The following is a 15,786-nucleotide window of genomic DNA, read 5'->3' as shown; positions in this document are numbered from 1 at the left end:
CATCGACTATCAAGGACACTCCTGCCGCATGAAACACCTGATCTCCCATGTATAAGCGGCTGTTCCTGCAACGCCAGTTCCTGGTATTCGTCGCCGGCGGCCTGCTGACGGCGCTGATCGACATCGGTCTGATGCAACTGGCGCTGCGCGCCGACCTGCCCTCGCTGACGGCGGCCAGCATCGGCTTCGTGGCCGGGCTGGCGGTCAACTACCTCTTCCACGCGCGCGTCACCTTCGCCCGCCTGAGCCAGAGCCACAGCATGTGGCGCTACCTGGTGGTGGTGGCCATCAACTACGGCCTGACCTTGCTGCTGGTGGCGCTGGCGCAAGCGCTGCTGGGCAATCCGCTGGCCGGCAAGCTGATCTCGCTGCCGGTGGTGGCCGCCAACGGTTTCCTGTTGAGTAAATTCTGGGTATTCAAATGACTGCTGATACTGCCGCTGCCACTCCCACGCTGACCTTCGCCCCGGTGCGCTACGACGAGGCCGCGCTGGCCAAGTACGGCGCGCTGTTCGCCGCCTGCTTCCCGGACGCCAGCAAGTTCACGCCGGCCTATCTGCGCTGGCTGTACGCCGACAATCCGGACGGCGCGGCGGCCGGCTACGACGCCTGGGATGGCGAGCGCCTGGCCGCGCACTATGTCTGCGTGCCCGGCGTGGCGCGCATCGGCGGGCAGGACGTGCGCGTGCTGCTGTCGCTCAACACCGCCACCCATCCCGACTATCAGGGCAAGGGCTTGTTCACCAGGCTGGCGGCGCTGACCTACGATAGCGCCCGCGAGCAGGGCTATGACGCGGTCTACGGCGTGGCCAACGCCAACAGCACGCCCGGCTTCATCCGCAAGCTGGGCTTCCAGCTGGTGCGGCCGCTGGAAGCGCGGCTGGGCTGGGGCGGCGTCGGCACGCGGCCGCACGGCCAGGGCGCGGCGGTCAGCTTCGAACGCCAGCGCAGCCCGGCCGCGCTGGCCTGGCGCTGCGCCAATCCCGACAACCCGGTACGCATGCGCCGGCGCGGCGCGCTGTGGCAGTTCGACGCCGCCGCGCTGAGCGTGGCGCGCGCCTACGGCGAGCTGGCCTTGGCGGCCGGCGCCGCGCCGGACCACAACACTGTGGCCGGCGCCTGGGCGCCCGCGCGCCTCTACCTGGGCCTGGTGCCGGACAGCGAACGCCGCTACACCGGCTATCCGGCTATCCCGCAGCGCCTGCGGCCGTCGCCGCTGAACCTGATCTACCGCTCGCTGTCCGGGCGCGTGGCCCAGCTCGACCCGGCGGCGATCCGCTTCAGCTTCCTCGACTTCGATGCCTACTAAGCCCGACGCCCTGGCCGCGCTATTCCTGTTCGCCCACCAGGACGACGAGTACGGCGTCTTCCACGCCATCGAGGACAGCCTGCGGCGCGGGCGTCGCGTGGCCTGCGCCTATCTGACCGAGGGTGCGGCCGGCAGCGGCCCGCGCCGCAACGCCGAATCGCTGGCGGTGCTGACCGCCATGGGCGTGGACGCGCGCGACATCGTGTTCGCCGGCGACAGCCTCGGCATCGTCGACGGCAGCCTGCCGCGCCACATGGATGCCGCCGGCCGCTGGCTGCGCGACTGGATGGCCGGCTTCGGCCAGGTCGAACTGATCTGCGTCACCGCCTGGGAAGGCGGCCATCACGATCATGACGCGCTGCACTTCCTGACCGCCCACACGGCGCAACGCCTGGGCCTGATCGCGCGGCTGCGCCAGTACTCGCTGTACAACGCCTGGCAGCGCAAGGCGCCGTGGTTCAACGTGCTGGCGCCGCTGGCGGCCAACGGCGCGGTGGAACGCGCGTCCATCGGCTGGGGCGCGCGGCTGCGCCACCTGGGCCGGCTGCTGCGCTATCCGAGCCAGTGGAAAACCTGGGTCGGCCTGTTCCCCTTCGTGCTGTGGCACTACCTGCGCCACGGCAGCCAGCAGCTGCAACCGGTCGCGCTGGAGCGGCTGGCGCAGCGGCCGCACGCCGGCCCGCTGTACTACGAGCAGCGCCGCTTCTACACCTACGAGGCGATGCAGCAGAACATGGCGGACTGGCTGGCGCGCTAAGCATCACACGTGTGGAATTTGGTGAGATTGTTTCATGGGCAAACAGTTAGAATTGCGGCGCCCTCACAACACCGAAAGTCGTCCGCTGCAATGAATCAAGAAAAAAACCTGCACTGGGTGCAGTTGCTGCGCGGCGTGGCCGCGTTGCTGGTGGTACTGACCCACAGCCGGTATGCGCTGCTCGGCACGCCCTCCTGGCCGCTGGCCGACCAGCTGCTGACGCCAGGCGCGATGGGCGTCGACCTGTTCTTCATCATCAGCGGCTTCATCATGTACTACTCGACCGCCGGCAGCGCCGGTGGCGCGGGCGAGGCGCTGCGCTTCCTCATCAAGCGCTTCGCGCGCGTGTGGCCGGCCTACGCGATCGCCACGCTGGCCGCGGCCTACGTACTCAACGGCGGTTTCAGTTACTTCGATTCGGCGGCCAACCGGCTGACCTTCCTGCGCACGCTGGCCATGGTGCCGGCCGATCCGCACCAGGCGCCCTACTTCGGCCTGACGCTGGTGGTGGCGTGGACGCTGGAATTCGAGATGTACTTCTATCTGATCTTCGCCGCCAGCATGCTGTTCAAGCGCCTGCGCTGGTTCGTGCTGGCGTCGTGGGTGCTGCTGACGGTGATCCTGCTGCCGCTGGGCCACGCCGGCTTGAGCATGGAGGTCAACCGCGACCACGGCTTCACGGCCCGCTACATGAGCATCGTCACCAGTCCCTTCGTGCTGGAATTCCTGATCGGCGTGATGATAGGCTGGGCGCACCGCCAGCCATGGCTGCGCATCCCCGGCCGCCAGATGCCCTGGCATGCGCTGGGCCTGAGCCTGTCGTTCGTCATCTTCGCCATCTACAGCCGCGCGGTGGAGGGCCACGGCCCGACCCACTACGGCTGGCCGCTGGCGCTGCTGGTGCTGGTGATGGCGCTGGCCAGCAAGACCGTGCAGATCCGCACGCCGGCGCTGTGGCTCTGGATGGGTTCGATTTCGTATTCGCTCTACCTGACCCACCCGGTCGCGCAGGGCCTGGAATTGAAAGCCTTGCAGATGAACGGTCTCAACAGCTTGTGGTCCAACTGCTGGTCGATCCAGCTGTCGATCGCCTGCGCGCTGTCGGTGGCGGCGCTGTCGCACCGCTATCTGGAACAGGGCTTGTCCAACAAGGTCCGCAACGTGTTGCTGCGGCTGGTGACGCGGCGAGTCGAAGCGCCAACGCCTGTCGCCCCAGCGCAAGCGATCAAGCGCAGGGCTTGAAAGCGCTGGCCTATCGTTCAATCTTGCTATACATTTAATGCCTCGCTTGAGTATTGGTTCAAACAGGGGATTACATGGATTGTCTGGTTTGCAAACAACAAACGGCGCCGGGGCTCTCCGCCTGGCACCGCGTCTGTCCGTCCTGCCGCTACGAGAGCGCGGCGCTGCTGCCCACGATTAACGACGCCGAAGTCCATGTGCACGTGGACGAGGCCCAGCGCGAAGCCGGCCTGAAGGCCATCCGCCAGGAAAATTTCAAGACCATCGTCGGCTATGCGAAAGAGCTGGCGCCGGCCGGCGCGCGCCGCCTGCTGGACGTGGGCGCCGCCCACGGCTGGTTCCTGGAAGCCGCCCGCGACGATTTCGATGTGCTGGGCATGGAGCCCGACACGGCCGTGGCCAACAAGACCGCCGCGCGCGGCCTGCCGGTGCGCAACGGCTTCTTCCCCGATGCGCTGGAGGCGGACGAACGTTTCGATGTGATTGTGTTCAACGATGTGATCGAGCATATCCCCGACATCAAGTCGGCGCTGGCGGCCTGCCGCGAGCGGCTGACGCCGGGCGGCATCCTGATCCTGAACCTGCCCAATAGCCGGGGCTTCTTCTATCGGCTGTCCAAGCTGTTCGCGCGCGTGGGCTGGCGGGCGCCGTTCGAACGCCTGTGGCAGAAGGGCTTGCCGTCGCCGCACGTGCACTACTTCGAAGCGGGGAATTTGAGCAAGCTGGTCGGTGGTCAGGGACTGGAGCTGCGGCTCAAGGCCGAGCTGCCCGCGGTGCGCGCCAAGAGCATGCTGGAGCGCTTGCGCTGTGCCGGCCAGGGAACCTGGCTCAGCATCTACGCGCAATACGCCGCCGTCATGATGACGATCCCGGTACTGCGCGCCTTCCCCAGCGATATCGTGGTCTGCGTCTACCGCAAACCCTGAACGCCGGGGCGCTTGCTGTTACTGCTTCGGTGCGCCGCCCAGCAGGAAGGCAACCTTCTGCTTGGGCTTGGCCGCTGCCGCGCTGCCCAGCGTGGCGGCCGGGGCCGGTGCCGGCGCCTTGGCCGGCTCGTACGGCTTCAGGAACCATGGATCGACCTTCTCGCGGCGCGCGCCGTAAGCCGGTGCGCCCGGAGCGCGTGGCGACGGACGGTCGCTGCGTTCACCGCGGTCGCTGCGTTCGCCACGGCCGGCAGGCGCCGACGACGAAGCGCCACGGCCACCCTCTTCACGACGCGGACGGCGTTCTCCGCGCTCGTCGCCGCCATAGCTCGGGGCCGGGTTGAAGCCGTCCAGTTCGCCGCGACGGATGGTTTGCTTGATCAGTTTTTCGATGTCGGCCAGCAGGCGTTCATCCTTGTCCGAATAAATCGACAGCGCGTCGCCCGAGGCGCCTGCACGGCCGGTGCGGCCGATGCGGTGCACATAGTCTTCGGCGTTGTACGGCAGGTCGTAGTTGATCACGCACGGCAGGTCGGTGATGTCGAGGCCGCGCGCGGCGACGTCGGTGGCGACCAGGATGTCGATCTCGCCCTTCTTGAACGATTCCAGCGCGGCCATGCGTTCCTGCTGCGTCTTGTCGCCGTGGATGGCGACCGCTTTCATGCCTTCCTGCTCCAGCCCCTTGGCCAGGCGCGAGGCGCCGATCTTGGTGTTGGAGAAGATGATGACCTGCTTCAGTTCGCGCTGGCGCAGCAGATGCGCGGTCAAGGCGTGCTTCTGGTTTTCCGGCACCTTGTAGACCACCTGCGTGACCTTGTCGGCGGTCTGGTTGCTGCGCGCCACTTCGATCGTGACCGGGTTGGTCAGGAAGGTGTTGGCCAGCTTCTTGATCTCCGGAGAGAACGTGGCCGAGAACATCAGGTTCTGGCGCTTGGACGGCAGCAGGTTGATGATGCGTTGCAGGTCGGGCAGGAAGCCCATGTCCAGCATGCGGTCGGCTTCGTCCATGACCAGCATCTGCACCTGGCCGAGGCTGATGTTCTTTTGTTCGACGTGGTCCAGCAGGCGGCCCGGGGTGGCGATGACGATTTCGACGCCGGCCTTCAGGATCACGGTCTGGCCCTTCATGTCCATGCCGCCGAAGACGACGGTCGAGCGCAGCGGCGTGTGCTGGGCGTAGGCCTTGACGTTCTCGGCCACCTGCACCGCCAGTTCGCGGGTCGGGGTCAGGATCAGCGCGCGCACCGGGTGGCGCGCCGGCGAGGTGCTGGTGCTGGCGTGGGCCAGCAGCATCTGGATGATGGGCAGCGCGAAGCCGGCGGTCTTGCCGGTGCCGGTCTGGGCCGCGCCCATGACGTCGCGTCCCTGCAGCAGCACCGGGATGGCCTGGGCCTGGATCGGCGTCGGATGCACATAGCCCTGGTCGGTCAGCGCGCGCAGGATGTGCGGCGACAGGCCGAAATCGGCGAAGCGGACCTGGGCCGGCTCGGCGGCGGCTTCGGCCACGGCGGCCGGCGCGGCAACCACGGCTGCGGCTTCGGCCGGTGCGGCGATAACTTCGGCGGGCGCCGGTGCGGCTGGTACGGCAGTCTCTACGGCTTCGGCGGCCACGGCTTCCGGAGCGGCGGGCACAATAACGGTCGGGGTGATGATCTCGGTTTCGGACATAATGTGTGCGGCGGCCCTGCGGCGGACAGCCAAGCTTTCTTCAAATAACAACATATTTGCACTGCCGGCCCTGGCTGATGGTCAACTTGGAGGAAGTGCGGAAGGACCGGCGGGGCGGCACGCGATAACAGCAGGATACAATGAGCGCCGTAAACTATACCCTAATTTCCGGCAACTGCGCTAAAAACCACCGGCTTTTATATCGAAACCATTGCATCAATGGTATGTATAATAGTTAATCTGACCAGAAATCTCCCGCCATCGGATTCCCCCCATGCTCCTGTCATCGCCGGTTGTACGCCGTTTGCTCCTGCCATTCCTGCTGCTGATTGCCCTGCTTGCCACGCTGCCGCTCGCCCCGCAGGCCGATGCCGCGCCGGCGCCGTCGCTGCGCTTCAAGAAACTGGGCCCGCTGGGCGGCGACGAGCCGTCGATGCTGTCGCTGATGCAGGACAGGAAAGGCTTCATCTGGGTCGGCACCCATACCAACGGCCTGTACCGCTACAACGGCTACCAGGCGGTCAAGTACATCAACAATCCCGGCGATCCGAACAGCCTGCCGCACGACCGCGTATCCGCCATCTACGAGGACAAGCAGGGCCGCATCTGGGCCGGCACCCAGAACGGCCTGGCGCGCTTCAACCCGGAGAGCAACAACTTCACGCTGTTCGCGCCGCCGGGCAAGGCGCCCAAGAACCACCGCATCATCAAGAACATCATTTCCGACGGCAAGAACGGCATGTGGGTGGGCAGCTGGGGCGGCCTGCAGCACTTCGATCCGGCCACCGGCAAGTTCACCGTCTACGCGCACGACGAGGCCGATCCCGACAGCCTGGCCAGCAACGACCTGAACGCGCTGGCGCTGGACGCCAAGGGCGGCGTCTGGATCGGCACCTGGCCCGGTGGGCTGGACTACCTGGCGCCGGGCGCCACCCGCTTCCGCCACCACCAGGTCGACCCGGCGCCCAAGCCCGACGCCCGCGTCAACATCGTGCGCGCGCTGCAGTTCGACCAGAACGGCATGCTGTGGATAGGCACGGAATCGGGCGTGATCCGCTGGGACGGCAAGAGCGACTGGGACACGCGCAAGGCCATCGCCTCGCCGTACAGCCGCATCACCAACTTCAACATCGACAACAAGGGCACGCTGTGGTGCACCACGCTGTCGGCCGGCCTGCTGCGCTGGAATGAATCGACCGGCGAGTTCGACCAGTTCGTGCACGCGGCCGACGACCCGTACAGCCTGCCCGGCGACAATCTGCGCGCGGTGATGCAGGACCGCGGCGGCATGCTGTGGATCGCCTCCTTCACCGACGGCATCAGCCTGGCCAACCTGTCGAGCGAAGGCTTTACCCGCCACGTGCCGTTCCGCATCGACAGCCGTTCGGCGCCGGCCAGCAACGCGCTGTTGAGCCTGTCCCGCGCGCCGGGCGGGCGCATCTGGTTGGGCGGCAACGTCGGCATGAGCTTGTACGATCCGGCCACCAGCACCGTCATCAAGAGCTACCGCGCCGACGACAAGAAGCCCGGCATGCTGAGCCACTCCATCGTCTACAGCATGTACCAGGACGACGACGGCAAGGGCCCGCTGTGGCTGGGCACGTCGAACGGCCTGAACCGGCTGGACACGCCGGACAGCCCCTTCCAGGTCATCCACTTCGGCAACACCGCCAGCGACTACATCAACGCCATCGCGCCCGGCGCCGGCGGCATGCTGTGGCTGGCCACCGGCAACAGCCTGATACGCTACGACACCAGAACCGACGCCCGCAAGATCTACTACAACGATCCGCAAGACCCGGGCACGCGCAGCGTTAACGGCACCTCGGCGGTGCTGGAAGACCGCGCCGGCCGCGTGTGGGCCGGCTCGGAATGGAATGGCGGCGGCCTCGACCTGCTCGACACGGCCACCGGCAAGTTCCGCCACTACCGCCACGCCGGCAACGACAAGAACAGCCTCAGCGACGACAACATCGCCAGCCTGCACGAGGACGCGCAAGGCCGCATCTGGGTCGGCACCAGCAAGGGGCTGGACCTGGTGGTGTTCAAGCCGGACGGCACGATCAGCTTCAAATCGTATGCGGCGGCCATGCGCGCGCCCAAGATCCTCGCCATCCAGCACGACCTCGACGGCAAGATCTGGTGCAGCACCATCGCCGGCCTGTACCGCCTCGATCCGGCCACCGGCCAGGTGGCGCGCTTCACCGCCTCAGACGGCCTGACCGAGGGCTTCACCGTCAACTCTTCATCGATGGGCGAGAACGGCGTGCTGTACTTCGGCGGCGTGCACGGCATGACGGCGGTGACGCCATCGGCGGTGCGCACCAGCTCGGTGCCGCCGCAGGTGGCGATCACCGACATCACCGTGTTCAACCACTCGCTGCAAGACGGCAAGCCGGGCGAGAACGTCAAGGCCGAAGGGCCGGTGACCTCGCCGACCGCGCTGACGCTGTCGGCGCAGGCCACGGTGTTCTCGCTGGAGTTCGCCGCGCTGCACTACACCGAGCCCAGCGAGAACCGCTACTCCTACCAGCTGCAAGGCTTCGACCGCGACTGGGTGGAGACCGACGCCGCCCACCGCAGCGCCAGCTACACCAATCTGAATCCGGGCCACTACGTGTTCCGCGTCAAGGCGGCCAACCACCTGGGCGTGTGGAACCCGGAGCCGGCCACCTTGAACATCACCATCACGCCGCCGTTCTGGCAGCGCTGGTGGTTCCGCGCCGGCGGTGCCGCGCTGATCGTCGGCTCGCTGATGCTGGCGTATAAAATCCGCATCCAGCGCCTGACCCGCCGCGAGGCCGAGCTGAAGCAGCTGGTGGCGGCGCGCACCGGCGAGCTGGAGGAGTCGAACCGCAAGCTGGCCGCGCTCAGCACCACCGACGGCCTGACCGGCGTCAGCAACCGGCGCGGCTTCGACCTGGCGCTGGAGGCGGAATGGCGGCGCGCGGCGCGCACCGGCCAGACGCTGGCGCTGTCGATGCTGGATGTCGACTACTTCAAGAAATACAACGACCACTACGGCCACCTGGCCGGCGACTCGACGCTGCGCACCGTGGCCGACCTGATCACCACGCACGGCCGCCGCACCACCGACCTGGTGGCGCGCTACGGCGGCGAGGAATTCGCGCTGCTGGCGGCCGCCACCGACGCCGCCGACGCCTTCGGCATCGCCGAGGAAATCTGCGCCGAGCTGGCGCGGCGCCAGTTGCCGCATGAGCAATCGCCGTTCGGCATCCTGACCATCAGCATCGGCGTGGCGGTGATGGTGCCGACCGAGGACAGCTCGCCGGAGCTGCTGGTGCAGATGGCCGACCGCGCGCTGTATCGCGCCAAGGAAAAGGGCCGCAACATGGCGCTGCTGGCCATGCCGCCGATGTGAGGATGGCGATGAGCGATACCGCCGCCGACGATCCCAAGCCGCAACCGCCGCAGCCGCCGCAACCGGGCGACTGCTGCCACAGCGGCTGCACCTTCTGCGTCGAAGACATGTACCAGGACGAACTGGACCGCTACCGCGCCGCACTGAAGGCGTGGCAGGAGCGCCATCCCGGACATGGGTGATAGGATAGTCAAACACTACACGGAGGCAGACGATGACACGAGTTCGCGTTGAATGTTTCACCATCTCGCTCGACGGCTATGGCGCGGGTCCGGACCAGGACATCGACCATCCGCTCGGCGCCGGCGGCAACGAGCTGCACCAGTGGATGCTTCCCACGCGCACCTTCCAGCAGGCGGTGCTCGGCCGGGACGACGGCACGACCGGCGTCGACGATGATTTCGCCAGCCGTGGTTTCCGGAATATCGGCGCCTGGATACTCGGACGGAATATGTTCTCGCCCGATCGCGGCAACTGGCCGGACCCGGACTGGAAAGGCTGGTGGGGCGACAGCCCGCCGTACCACACGCCGGTGTTCATCCTGACCCACCATGCGCGCGCGCCCATCGAGATGGAGGGCGGCACCACATTCCACTTCATCACAGGCGGCATCCACGAAGCGCTGGAGCGCGCGCGCGAGGCCGCAGCCGGCAAGGACGTGCGCATCGGCGGCGGGCCGGACACCATCCGCCAGTATCTGCGCGAGGGCCTGATCGACGAGCTGCACATCGCCATCTCGCCGGTGCTGCTGGGCCGCGGAGAGCCGCTGTTCGAAGGCCTGGACTTGCGGACGCTGGGATACACCTGTGTGCAATCGATCGGGACGGAGAAAGCCACGCACATCGTGTTGCGGCGGCAGGAGCCCACCGGCACCTGAGCCGTCGTTCCCGCGCAGGCGGGAACCCATACGCCGCTTGATCGCAGGCGAAGTATTGATTCCCGCCTGCGCGGGAATGACGCATCGGCAGCGCGGTTAAAACGTTTCCCACTCGTCGCCGGCGGCGGCGCTGGCCTTGGCCGGCTTCTTCAGCGCCGGCCTCGGCGCAGCGGCAGGCTTGCTGTGCGGCGCCGGACGAGCCGGCGGCGCGCTGGAGGCCAGCAGCTTGAACACGCTGACCACCTCGCTCAATTTGGCCGCCTGATCCTGCATCGACTCTGCCGCCGCAGCGGCCTCCTCCACCAGCGCGGCGTTCTGCTGCGTCACCTGGTCCATCTGCACGATGGCGGTGTTGACCTGCTCGATGCCGCTGCTCTGCTCGACGCTGGCCGAGGTGATCTCGCTCATGATGTCGGTCACGCGGGTGATGCTGGCGACGATTTCATTCATGGTGGCTCCAGCCTGGTCGACCAGCTGCGAACCGCTCTCCACCTTCTCCACCGAATCGCTGATCAGCTGCTTGATGTCCTTGGCCGCAGCCGCCGAGCGCTGCGCCAGATTGCGCACCTCGGACGCCACCACCGCGAAGCCGCGCCCCTGCTCGCCGGCGCGGGCGGCTTCCACCGCCGCGTTCAACGCCAGGATATTGGTCTGGAAAGCGATGCCGTCGATGACGGCGATGATGTCGACGATCTTGCGCGACGACTCGTTGATCGACGCCATCGTGCCGACCACCTGCCCCACCACATCGCCGCCCTTGATGGCGATGCCGGAAGCCGACTGCGCCAGCTGGTTGGCCTGGCGCGCATTGTCGGCGTTCTGCTTGACGGTGCTGGTCAGCTCTTCCATCGACGAAGCCGTCTCTTCCAGCGAGCTGGCCTGCTGCTCGGTGCGCGACGACAGGTCCTGGTTGCCGCTGGCGATCTGGCTGGACGCGGTGGCGATGGTGTCGGTGCCGCTGCGCACCTGGCTGACCAGGTTTTGCAGATTGCCGGTCATGTCCTTGAGCGCCTGCATCAGCTGGCCCGTCTCGCAGGCCGATTGCACGGCGATGGAGCGCGTCAGGTCGCCGTCGGCCACGCCGCGCGCCAGCACCACCGCTTCCCGCAGCGGCGCCGAGACGATGCGCGCCACCCATAGCGCCAGCACGACGCCGATGCCGATGTTCAGCGCCAGCAGTCCGATCGCGGTCCAGCGGGCGGTGTGGAAGGTGGAGGTGGCCTGTGTGCTGGCCTCATTGCCGCCGTCGATATTGATCTTGACGAGCTGGTTGACTTCCTCGATCAGCGTGCCGATGGTGGCGGCCGAACTGCCGACGATGACGGCGCGCGCCTCGGCCTTCTGGCCGGCGCGGGACAACGCCAGCAACTTGTCATTGTCTTTCAACAGCTCCTGCAGGGATAGCGCGAAGCGCTCGTAGGTGGCTTTTTCTTCAGGGCTGGAGATGAGTTTTTCGTAGCGTGCGCGGTCGCTCGCCAGCGCCGCCAGCGTGGCGGTCATGCGCTGGTCGTACTGCGCCATGGCCTTCTCTTCGTCGACCATCAGGTGCGACAGTTCCCAGCGCCGCAGTTCGCCGATATCGACGCGCAAGGCCAGCACCGCCTGTACGCTGGGCATCCAGTTTTCCGCCAGGTCGCTGGAGGCCTGGTTGACTTGTCCCATCGACAGAAGCGAACAAACGCCCATGATGAGCGTCAGGAATAAAACTGTACCGAAAGAAACTATGAGCTTGGTGGCGATTCTCAGGTCGTAAAACCATTGCATGGCGGTCTCCTCATCGTTGCTCGGGACTATCAAGTATGCAACGATGCGGAGTCCGCCACCAGCGCCGTGATAGGGCTGTGTTGAGCTAGCAACAGCGGCTGGCGTGGCCAGCCGCCGCCGCAGGATTACAGCTTGCCGTTCAGCGTGAAGAACACCTGGCGCGGCGCGCCGGTCAGCAGCGTCTGCGCGGTGCCGCCGACATCGCTGGCCTGGAAGCCGTTGGTGCCGATCGAGCTGATGTACTGCTTGTCGAACAGGTTGGTGACGTTGACTTGCAGCGACAGGTCTTTCAGCATGCCCAGCGATTTCAGCTTGTAGCCGGCCGACAGGTTAGCCAGCCAGAACGATGGCACGCCGCCGTCGTTCAGGTAGGTGTAGTAGCGCTTGCCGGTGTACTTGCCGCCGGCGCGGGCGAACCACGTACCGCTTTCGTACGACACTTCGGTGTTGAACAGCGAACGCGGCGCGTCCACCACTTGCTTGCCGCTGACGGCCACCAGCTTGTTGTTGTCGGTGTAGTCCGATTTGTACTTGGAATCGTTGAAGGTGTAGGAGTTGAACCAGCTGATTTCGCGGTTGAACTTCCACACGGCGATCGCTTCCAGACCCTTGGTGTCGATCTTGCCGACGTTGACGAAGGTCGATGGGCAGCCGACGATGCCGGCGCAGGTGGCCACGCTCAGCAGACGGTCGTCGAAGCGGGCGTTGTAGACCGCCACCGAACCCTGGATGTCGGCGCGCTTGAAGCGGTAGCCGAAGTCGAGGTTGACCGAGGTTTCAGGCTTGAGCTTGCCAACGCCGGCGTTGTACGCGGCCTGGGTTTGCGAGAACGGGCCGTTGACGCCCGGCTGGAAGGCGCGCATGTTTTTCGAGGCCGAGCCGAACACTTCGTCGTCGCTGCTGAGGGCGTAGTTGAAGCCGGCCTGCGGCAGGAATTTCTTCTCGGCGTCGAGGTCGCCGGCAGCGCGGGTGCCGATGATGTTGGTGGCCTTGATGTCCACGTCCATGGCCTTGAAGCCGGCGTTGATCTTCAGCTTGCCGTCCATGGCGCTCAGGGTATCGGCCACGTAGTACTGCGAGGTGGTGGTGACGAAGTTCTGCTTGAAGTCGGTGCGGAACGGATTAGCCAGGAAGAACATGGTGTCGGCAGGACCGGTCACCTTGTAGTAGTTGCGGGTGGCGTTGTGGTTGCTGCGCTCGCCCCACAGGCCGGCGGTGATGGTGTGGTTGCCCACTTCCCAGGTCAGGTCGCTGGTGACGCCGTCGCGGCCGATCGAGTACTCGGTGGTGCGCAGCGAGATCGGGTTGGCGGCATCGGTCGCCACGTACGGCGTGTACCAGTGGCCCTGGCCGTCGTTGTCGTGGTGGTAGATGGTGGTCTTCAGCGCCAGGTTGTTGGTGAAGTTCAGGTTCAGCGTCAGGCCGCCGATGGTGTCCTTGCGCAGGCCGCCGGCCGAGTAGTAGGCATCGTCCAGGCTGTTGACGGCGCCGCTGAATTTGTTCCTGGCGGCGTCCACTGCGCGCTGCCAGTCAGGCTGGTAGTTGTCCCAGCCGTAGCCCAGGCGACGCACCATTTCCAGCGACACGTCCTGGTAGTCGACTTCGCGGCGGTCGGAATAGTTGAGGAAACCGGTCAGGCTGTTTTCGCCGAAGTTGAACACGAACTGCGAGTTCAGCTGATCCTGGTCCTGGCCGCCGCCGCCCTTGGTCTTGTCGGTGCGCTGGCGGGTGCCGCTGATGTAAGCCTTGACGACGTTGTTAATCAGGCCGGTATCGACGCGGGCGAAGGTGCGCGAGGTCGAATCGCTGCCGAAGGTTTGCGCGAAGGTCAGGCCGCGCTGCTCGCTCGGGGCCAGCGTGAAGAATTGCACGGTGCCGCCCAGGTTGCTGGTCGACGCGGTGCCGACGGCGCCGGCGCCTTGCGACACGGTGACGTTGCCGACGTTTTCCGACGAGATGGCGCGGCTGATGTGCAGGCCGTTGTTGTTACCATAGCTCATGTCGCCCAGCGGCACGCCGTCCAGCGTGAAGCCCAGCTGGTTCTGGTTGAAGCCGCGCACGCTGAAGCGGGCCGACCACTCATAGGCGCCGAACGGATCGGCGGACTGGAAGTTCACGCCTGGCAGTTTTTCCAGAACTTTCAGCGGGCTGGTGCCCGGCAGCGCTTCGGCCAGGTCGGCCTTGTTGATGTTCTGCACCTGGCGCGACTGACCGCGACCGGTGATTTCCACCGTTTGTACCGGACCGACGATGGAGCCGGCCACCGAGCTGTCGGCGGCGGCATCGACCGCGTCAGCGGCGGCGTAGGCGTGGCAAGCCAGGGCTTGCAGGACCACCAGGCACAATGGTTTCAAAGGGAAGCGCTGTTGCATAATTGTTCTTCTTTCTTGCGAGTTAGTGGAAACTGGACTGGAATCAAAACTGGCAAGATTGTAGGAACTGCATATGACGCGGCGATGACGGGAATGTGACAACTTAGTGACATAGCAACATTTCTTCACCCAGGATAAGTACGCGAGCGTACGGACTGCGGGACGGCGTCGGCCCTAGCATGGTCATCGACAGGGAGACGCCATGGACATGACTACACCGCCGCAAACCGGCAACAAACCAGGCTGGCTGGGCAAGCTGGGCCCCGGCCTGATCACCGGCGCCGCCGACGACGACCCGAGCGGCATCGCCACCTATTCGCAGGCCGGCGCACAGTTCGGCTACGGCATGCTGTGGACCATGCTGCTGACCTATCCGCTGATGGTGGGCATCCAGGCGATCAGCGCGCGCATCGGCCGCGTCAGCGGACATGGGCTGGCCACCAATATCCGCCGCCATTTCCCGGCGCCGCTGCTGTATCTGCTGGTCGGCCTGCTGCTGGTGGCCAACACCATCAACATCGCCGCCGACATCGCCGCCATGGGCCAGGCCGTGACGCTGCTGGCCGGCGGCCCGGCGCACTGGTATGCGGCCGGGGCCGGCCTGCTGTCGCTGGTGCTGCAGGTGACGCTGCCGTACAGCCGCTACGTCAAGGTGCTGAAGTGGCTGACGCTGGCCTTGCTCGCCTATGTCGCCACGGCGCTGACGCTCAAGCTGCCGTGGCTGAAGCTGCTGCATGAGGCGCTGCTGCCCAAGCTGTCGTGGAACGCCGCCTACATCACGACGGTGGTGGCGATCTTCGGCACCACCATCAGTCCCTACCTGTTCTTCTGGCAAGCCTCGCAGGAGGTGGAAGACTTGCGCGCCGATCCCGAAGCCAGGGCGCTCAAGCACGCGCAGGCGCAGGCGCCGCAGAATCTGCAGCGCATCAAGATCGACACCGTGGTCGGCATGGGATTTTCCAATCTGGTGGCGGTGTTCATCATGCTGACCACGGCCGCCACGCTGGGCGCGCACGGCATCACGCAGATCGCGTCGTCGGCGCAGGCGGCTTCGGCGCTGCGGCCTATCGCCGGCGACTTCGCGTTCGCGCTGTTCAGCATGGGCATCATCGGCACCGGCCTGCTGGCGGTGCCGGTACTGGCCGGCTCGGCCGCCTACGCCATCGCCGGCGCCATGCGCTGGAAGAACAGCCTGGAGCTGCAGTATTCCGGTGCGCCCAGGTTCTACGCCATCATCATCGGTTCGACCGCCATCGGCACCGCGCTGTGCTTTACCAACATCGATCCCATCCGCGCGCTGTACTGGAGCGCGGTAGTCAATGGCGTGATCTCGGTGCCCATCATGGTGGTGGTGATGCTGCTGGCGGCGCGGCCGGCGGTGATGGGCAAGCTGGTGATCTCGCGCCGGCTCGGCGTGCTGGGCTGGCTGTGCACCGGCGTGATGGCCGCCGCCGTGCTGGCGATGTTCGCCACGATGGGAAAATAATCG

The 15,786-nt window shown here is 66.1% G+C and carries 12 protein-coding genes; 9 read left to right on the top strand and 3 right to left on the bottom strand.

Going from position 1 to position 15,786, the window contains the following annotated elements:
- Positions 1-47: 47 nt before the first annotated feature.
- The 5 genes from GEV02_RS17065 (at position 48) to GEV02_RS17045 (ending at position 4,234) form a co-directional block, all read left to right on the top strand.
- The gene (locus GEV02_RS17065) at positions 48-425 is read left to right on the top strand and encodes a GtrA family protein (RefSeq protein WP_152839114.1); all 378 of its coding nucleotides are present in this window, start codon (positions 48-50) and stop codon (positions 423-425) included.
- Complete coding sequence (locus GEV02_RS17060; protein WP_152839113.1) at positions 422-1,309, top strand: GNAT family N-acetyltransferase; 888 nt, start codon at positions 422-424, stop codon at positions 1,307-1,309. The genes GEV02_RS17065 and GEV02_RS17060 overlap by 4 nt, the downstream gene beginning before the upstream one ends.
- Complete coding sequence (locus GEV02_RS17055) at positions 1,299-2,066, top strand: PIG-L deacetylase family protein (protein ID WP_152839112.1); 768 nt, start codon at positions 1,299-1,301, stop codon at positions 2,064-2,066. The genes GEV02_RS17060 and GEV02_RS17055 overlap by 11 nt, the downstream gene beginning before the upstream one ends.
- Positions 2,067-2,156: 90 nt before the next feature.
- Positions 2,157-3,308 carry an acyltransferase family protein gene (locus GEV02_RS17050; protein WP_152839111.1) on the top strand — a complete coding sequence of 384 codons (1,152 nt, stop codon included), beginning with the start codon at positions 2,157-2,159 and terminating at the stop codon, positions 3,306-3,308.
- A gap of 74 nt (positions 3,309-3,382) precedes the next feature.
- Positions 3,383-4,234, top strand: a complete 852-nt coding sequence (locus GEV02_RS17045; RefSeq protein WP_152839110.1) for a class I SAM-dependent methyltransferase — start codon at positions 3,383-3,385, stop codon at positions 4,232-4,234.
- 18 nt (positions 4,235-4,252) lie between these two features.
- Here the strand turns inward: GEV02_RS17045 and GEV02_RS17040 are convergent, their stop codons facing one another.
- Positions 4,253-5,902 (bottom strand): DEAD/DEAH box helicase, encoded by a 1,650-nt coding sequence (locus tag GEV02_RS17040; protein WP_152839109.1) that lies wholly within the window; start codon positions 5,900-5,902, stop codon positions 4,253-4,255.
- Between the two features lie 274 nt (positions 5,903-6,176).
- Here GEV02_RS17040 and GEV02_RS17035 point away from each other — a divergent pair, with 274 nt between their 5' ends.
- Genes GEV02_RS17035 through GEV02_RS17025 form a run of 3 tightly spaced genes read left to right on the top strand, consistent with a single transcriptional unit; the run spans position 6,177 to position 10,161 of the window.
- Positions 6,177-9,284: a ligand-binding sensor domain-containing diguanylate cyclase gene (locus GEV02_RS17035; protein WP_152839108.1), complete on the top strand. Its 3,108-nt coding sequence runs from the start codon at positions 6,177-6,179 to the stop codon at positions 9,282-9,284.
- An 8-nt stretch (positions 9,285-9,292) separates the two neighbouring features.
- Positions 9,293-9,466, top strand: coding sequence for an oxidoreductase-like domain-containing protein (locus GEV02_RS17030; protein WP_152839107.1), 174 nt, complete (start codon positions 9,293-9,295; stop codon positions 9,464-9,466).
- A gap of 32 nt (positions 9,467-9,498) precedes the next feature.
- Entirely contained in the window at positions 9,499-10,161 is a 663-nt protein-coding gene (locus GEV02_RS17025; protein WP_152839106.1) for a dihydrofolate reductase family protein, read from the top strand.
- A gap of 96 nt (positions 10,162-10,257) precedes the next feature.
- Here the strand turns inward: GEV02_RS17025 and GEV02_RS17020 are convergent, their stop codons facing one another.
- Positions 10,258-11,925, bottom strand: a complete 1,668-nt coding sequence (locus tag GEV02_RS17020) for a methyl-accepting chemotaxis protein (protein WP_152839105.1) — start codon at positions 11,923-11,925, stop codon at positions 10,258-10,260.
- Between the two features lie 125 nt (positions 11,926-12,050).
- Entirely contained in the window at positions 12,051-14,297 is a 2,247-nt protein-coding gene (locus GEV02_RS17015; protein ID WP_152839104.1) for a TonB-dependent receptor, read from the bottom strand.
- Positions 14,298-14,499: 202 nt separating this feature from the next.
- Here GEV02_RS17015 and GEV02_RS17010 point away from each other — a divergent pair, with 202 nt between their 5' ends.
- Entirely contained in the window at positions 14,500-15,783 is a 1,284-nt protein-coding gene (locus GEV02_RS17010) for an NRAMP family divalent metal transporter (RefSeq protein ID WP_152839103.1), read from the top strand.
- Positions 15,784-15,786: the final 3 nt, after the last annotated feature.

It is taken from the genome of Rugamonas aquatica (assembly GCF_009380215.1).
GTDB lineage: Bacteria > Pseudomonadota > Gammaproteobacteria > Burkholderiales > Burkholderiaceae_D > Rugamonas > Rugamonas aquatica_B.
The sequence above is the reverse complement of the archived record's forward strand: the minus strand, read 5'-3'. Positions and strand labels throughout refer to the sequence as shown.

Excerpts from the sequence above, each read along its gene's own strand:
- GEV02_RS17065 (WP_152839114.1), top strand. The coding sequence starts at position 48 with ATGTATAAGCGGCTGTTCCTGCAACGCCAGTTCCTGGTATTCGTCGCC.
- GEV02_RS17060 (WP_152839113.1), top strand. The coding sequence starts at position 422 with ATGACTGCTGATACTGCCGCTGCCACTCCCACGCTGACCTTCGCCCCG.
- GEV02_RS17055 (WP_152839112.1), top strand. The coding sequence starts at position 1,299 with ATGCCTACTAAGCCCGACGCCCTGGCCGCGCTATTCCTGTTCGCCCAC.
- GEV02_RS17050 (WP_152839111.1), top strand. The coding sequence starts at position 2,157 with ATGAATCAAGAAAAAAACCTGCACTGGGTGCAGTTGCTGCGCGGCGTG.
- GEV02_RS17045 (WP_152839110.1), top strand. The coding sequence starts at position 3,383 with ATGGATTGTCTGGTTTGCAAACAACAAACGGCGCCGGGGCTCTCCGCC.
- GEV02_RS17040 (WP_152839109.1), bottom strand. The coding sequence starts at position 5,902 with ATGTCCGAAACCGAGATCATCACCCCGACCGTTATTGTGCCCGCCGCT.
- GEV02_RS17035 (WP_152839108.1), top strand. The coding sequence starts at position 6,177 with ATGCTCCTGTCATCGCCGGTTGTACGCCGTTTGCTCCTGCCATTCCTG.
- GEV02_RS17030 (WP_152839107.1), top strand. The coding sequence starts at position 9,293 with ATGAGCGATACCGCCGCCGACGATCCCAAGCCGCAACCGCCGCAGCCG.
- GEV02_RS17025 (WP_152839106.1), top strand. The coding sequence starts at position 9,499 with ATGACACGAGTTCGCGTTGAATGTTTCACCATCTCGCTCGACGGCTAT.
- GEV02_RS17020 (WP_152839105.1), bottom strand. The coding sequence starts at position 11,925 with ATGCAATGGTTTTACGACCTGAGAATCGCCACCAAGCTCATAGTTTCT.
- GEV02_RS17015 (WP_152839104.1), bottom strand. The coding sequence starts at position 14,297 with ATGCAACAGCGCTTCCCTTTGAAACCATTGTGCCTGGTGGTCCTGCAA.
- GEV02_RS17010 (WP_152839103.1), top strand. The coding sequence starts at position 14,500 with ATGGACATGACTACACCGCCGCAAACCGGCAACAAACCAGGCTGGCTG.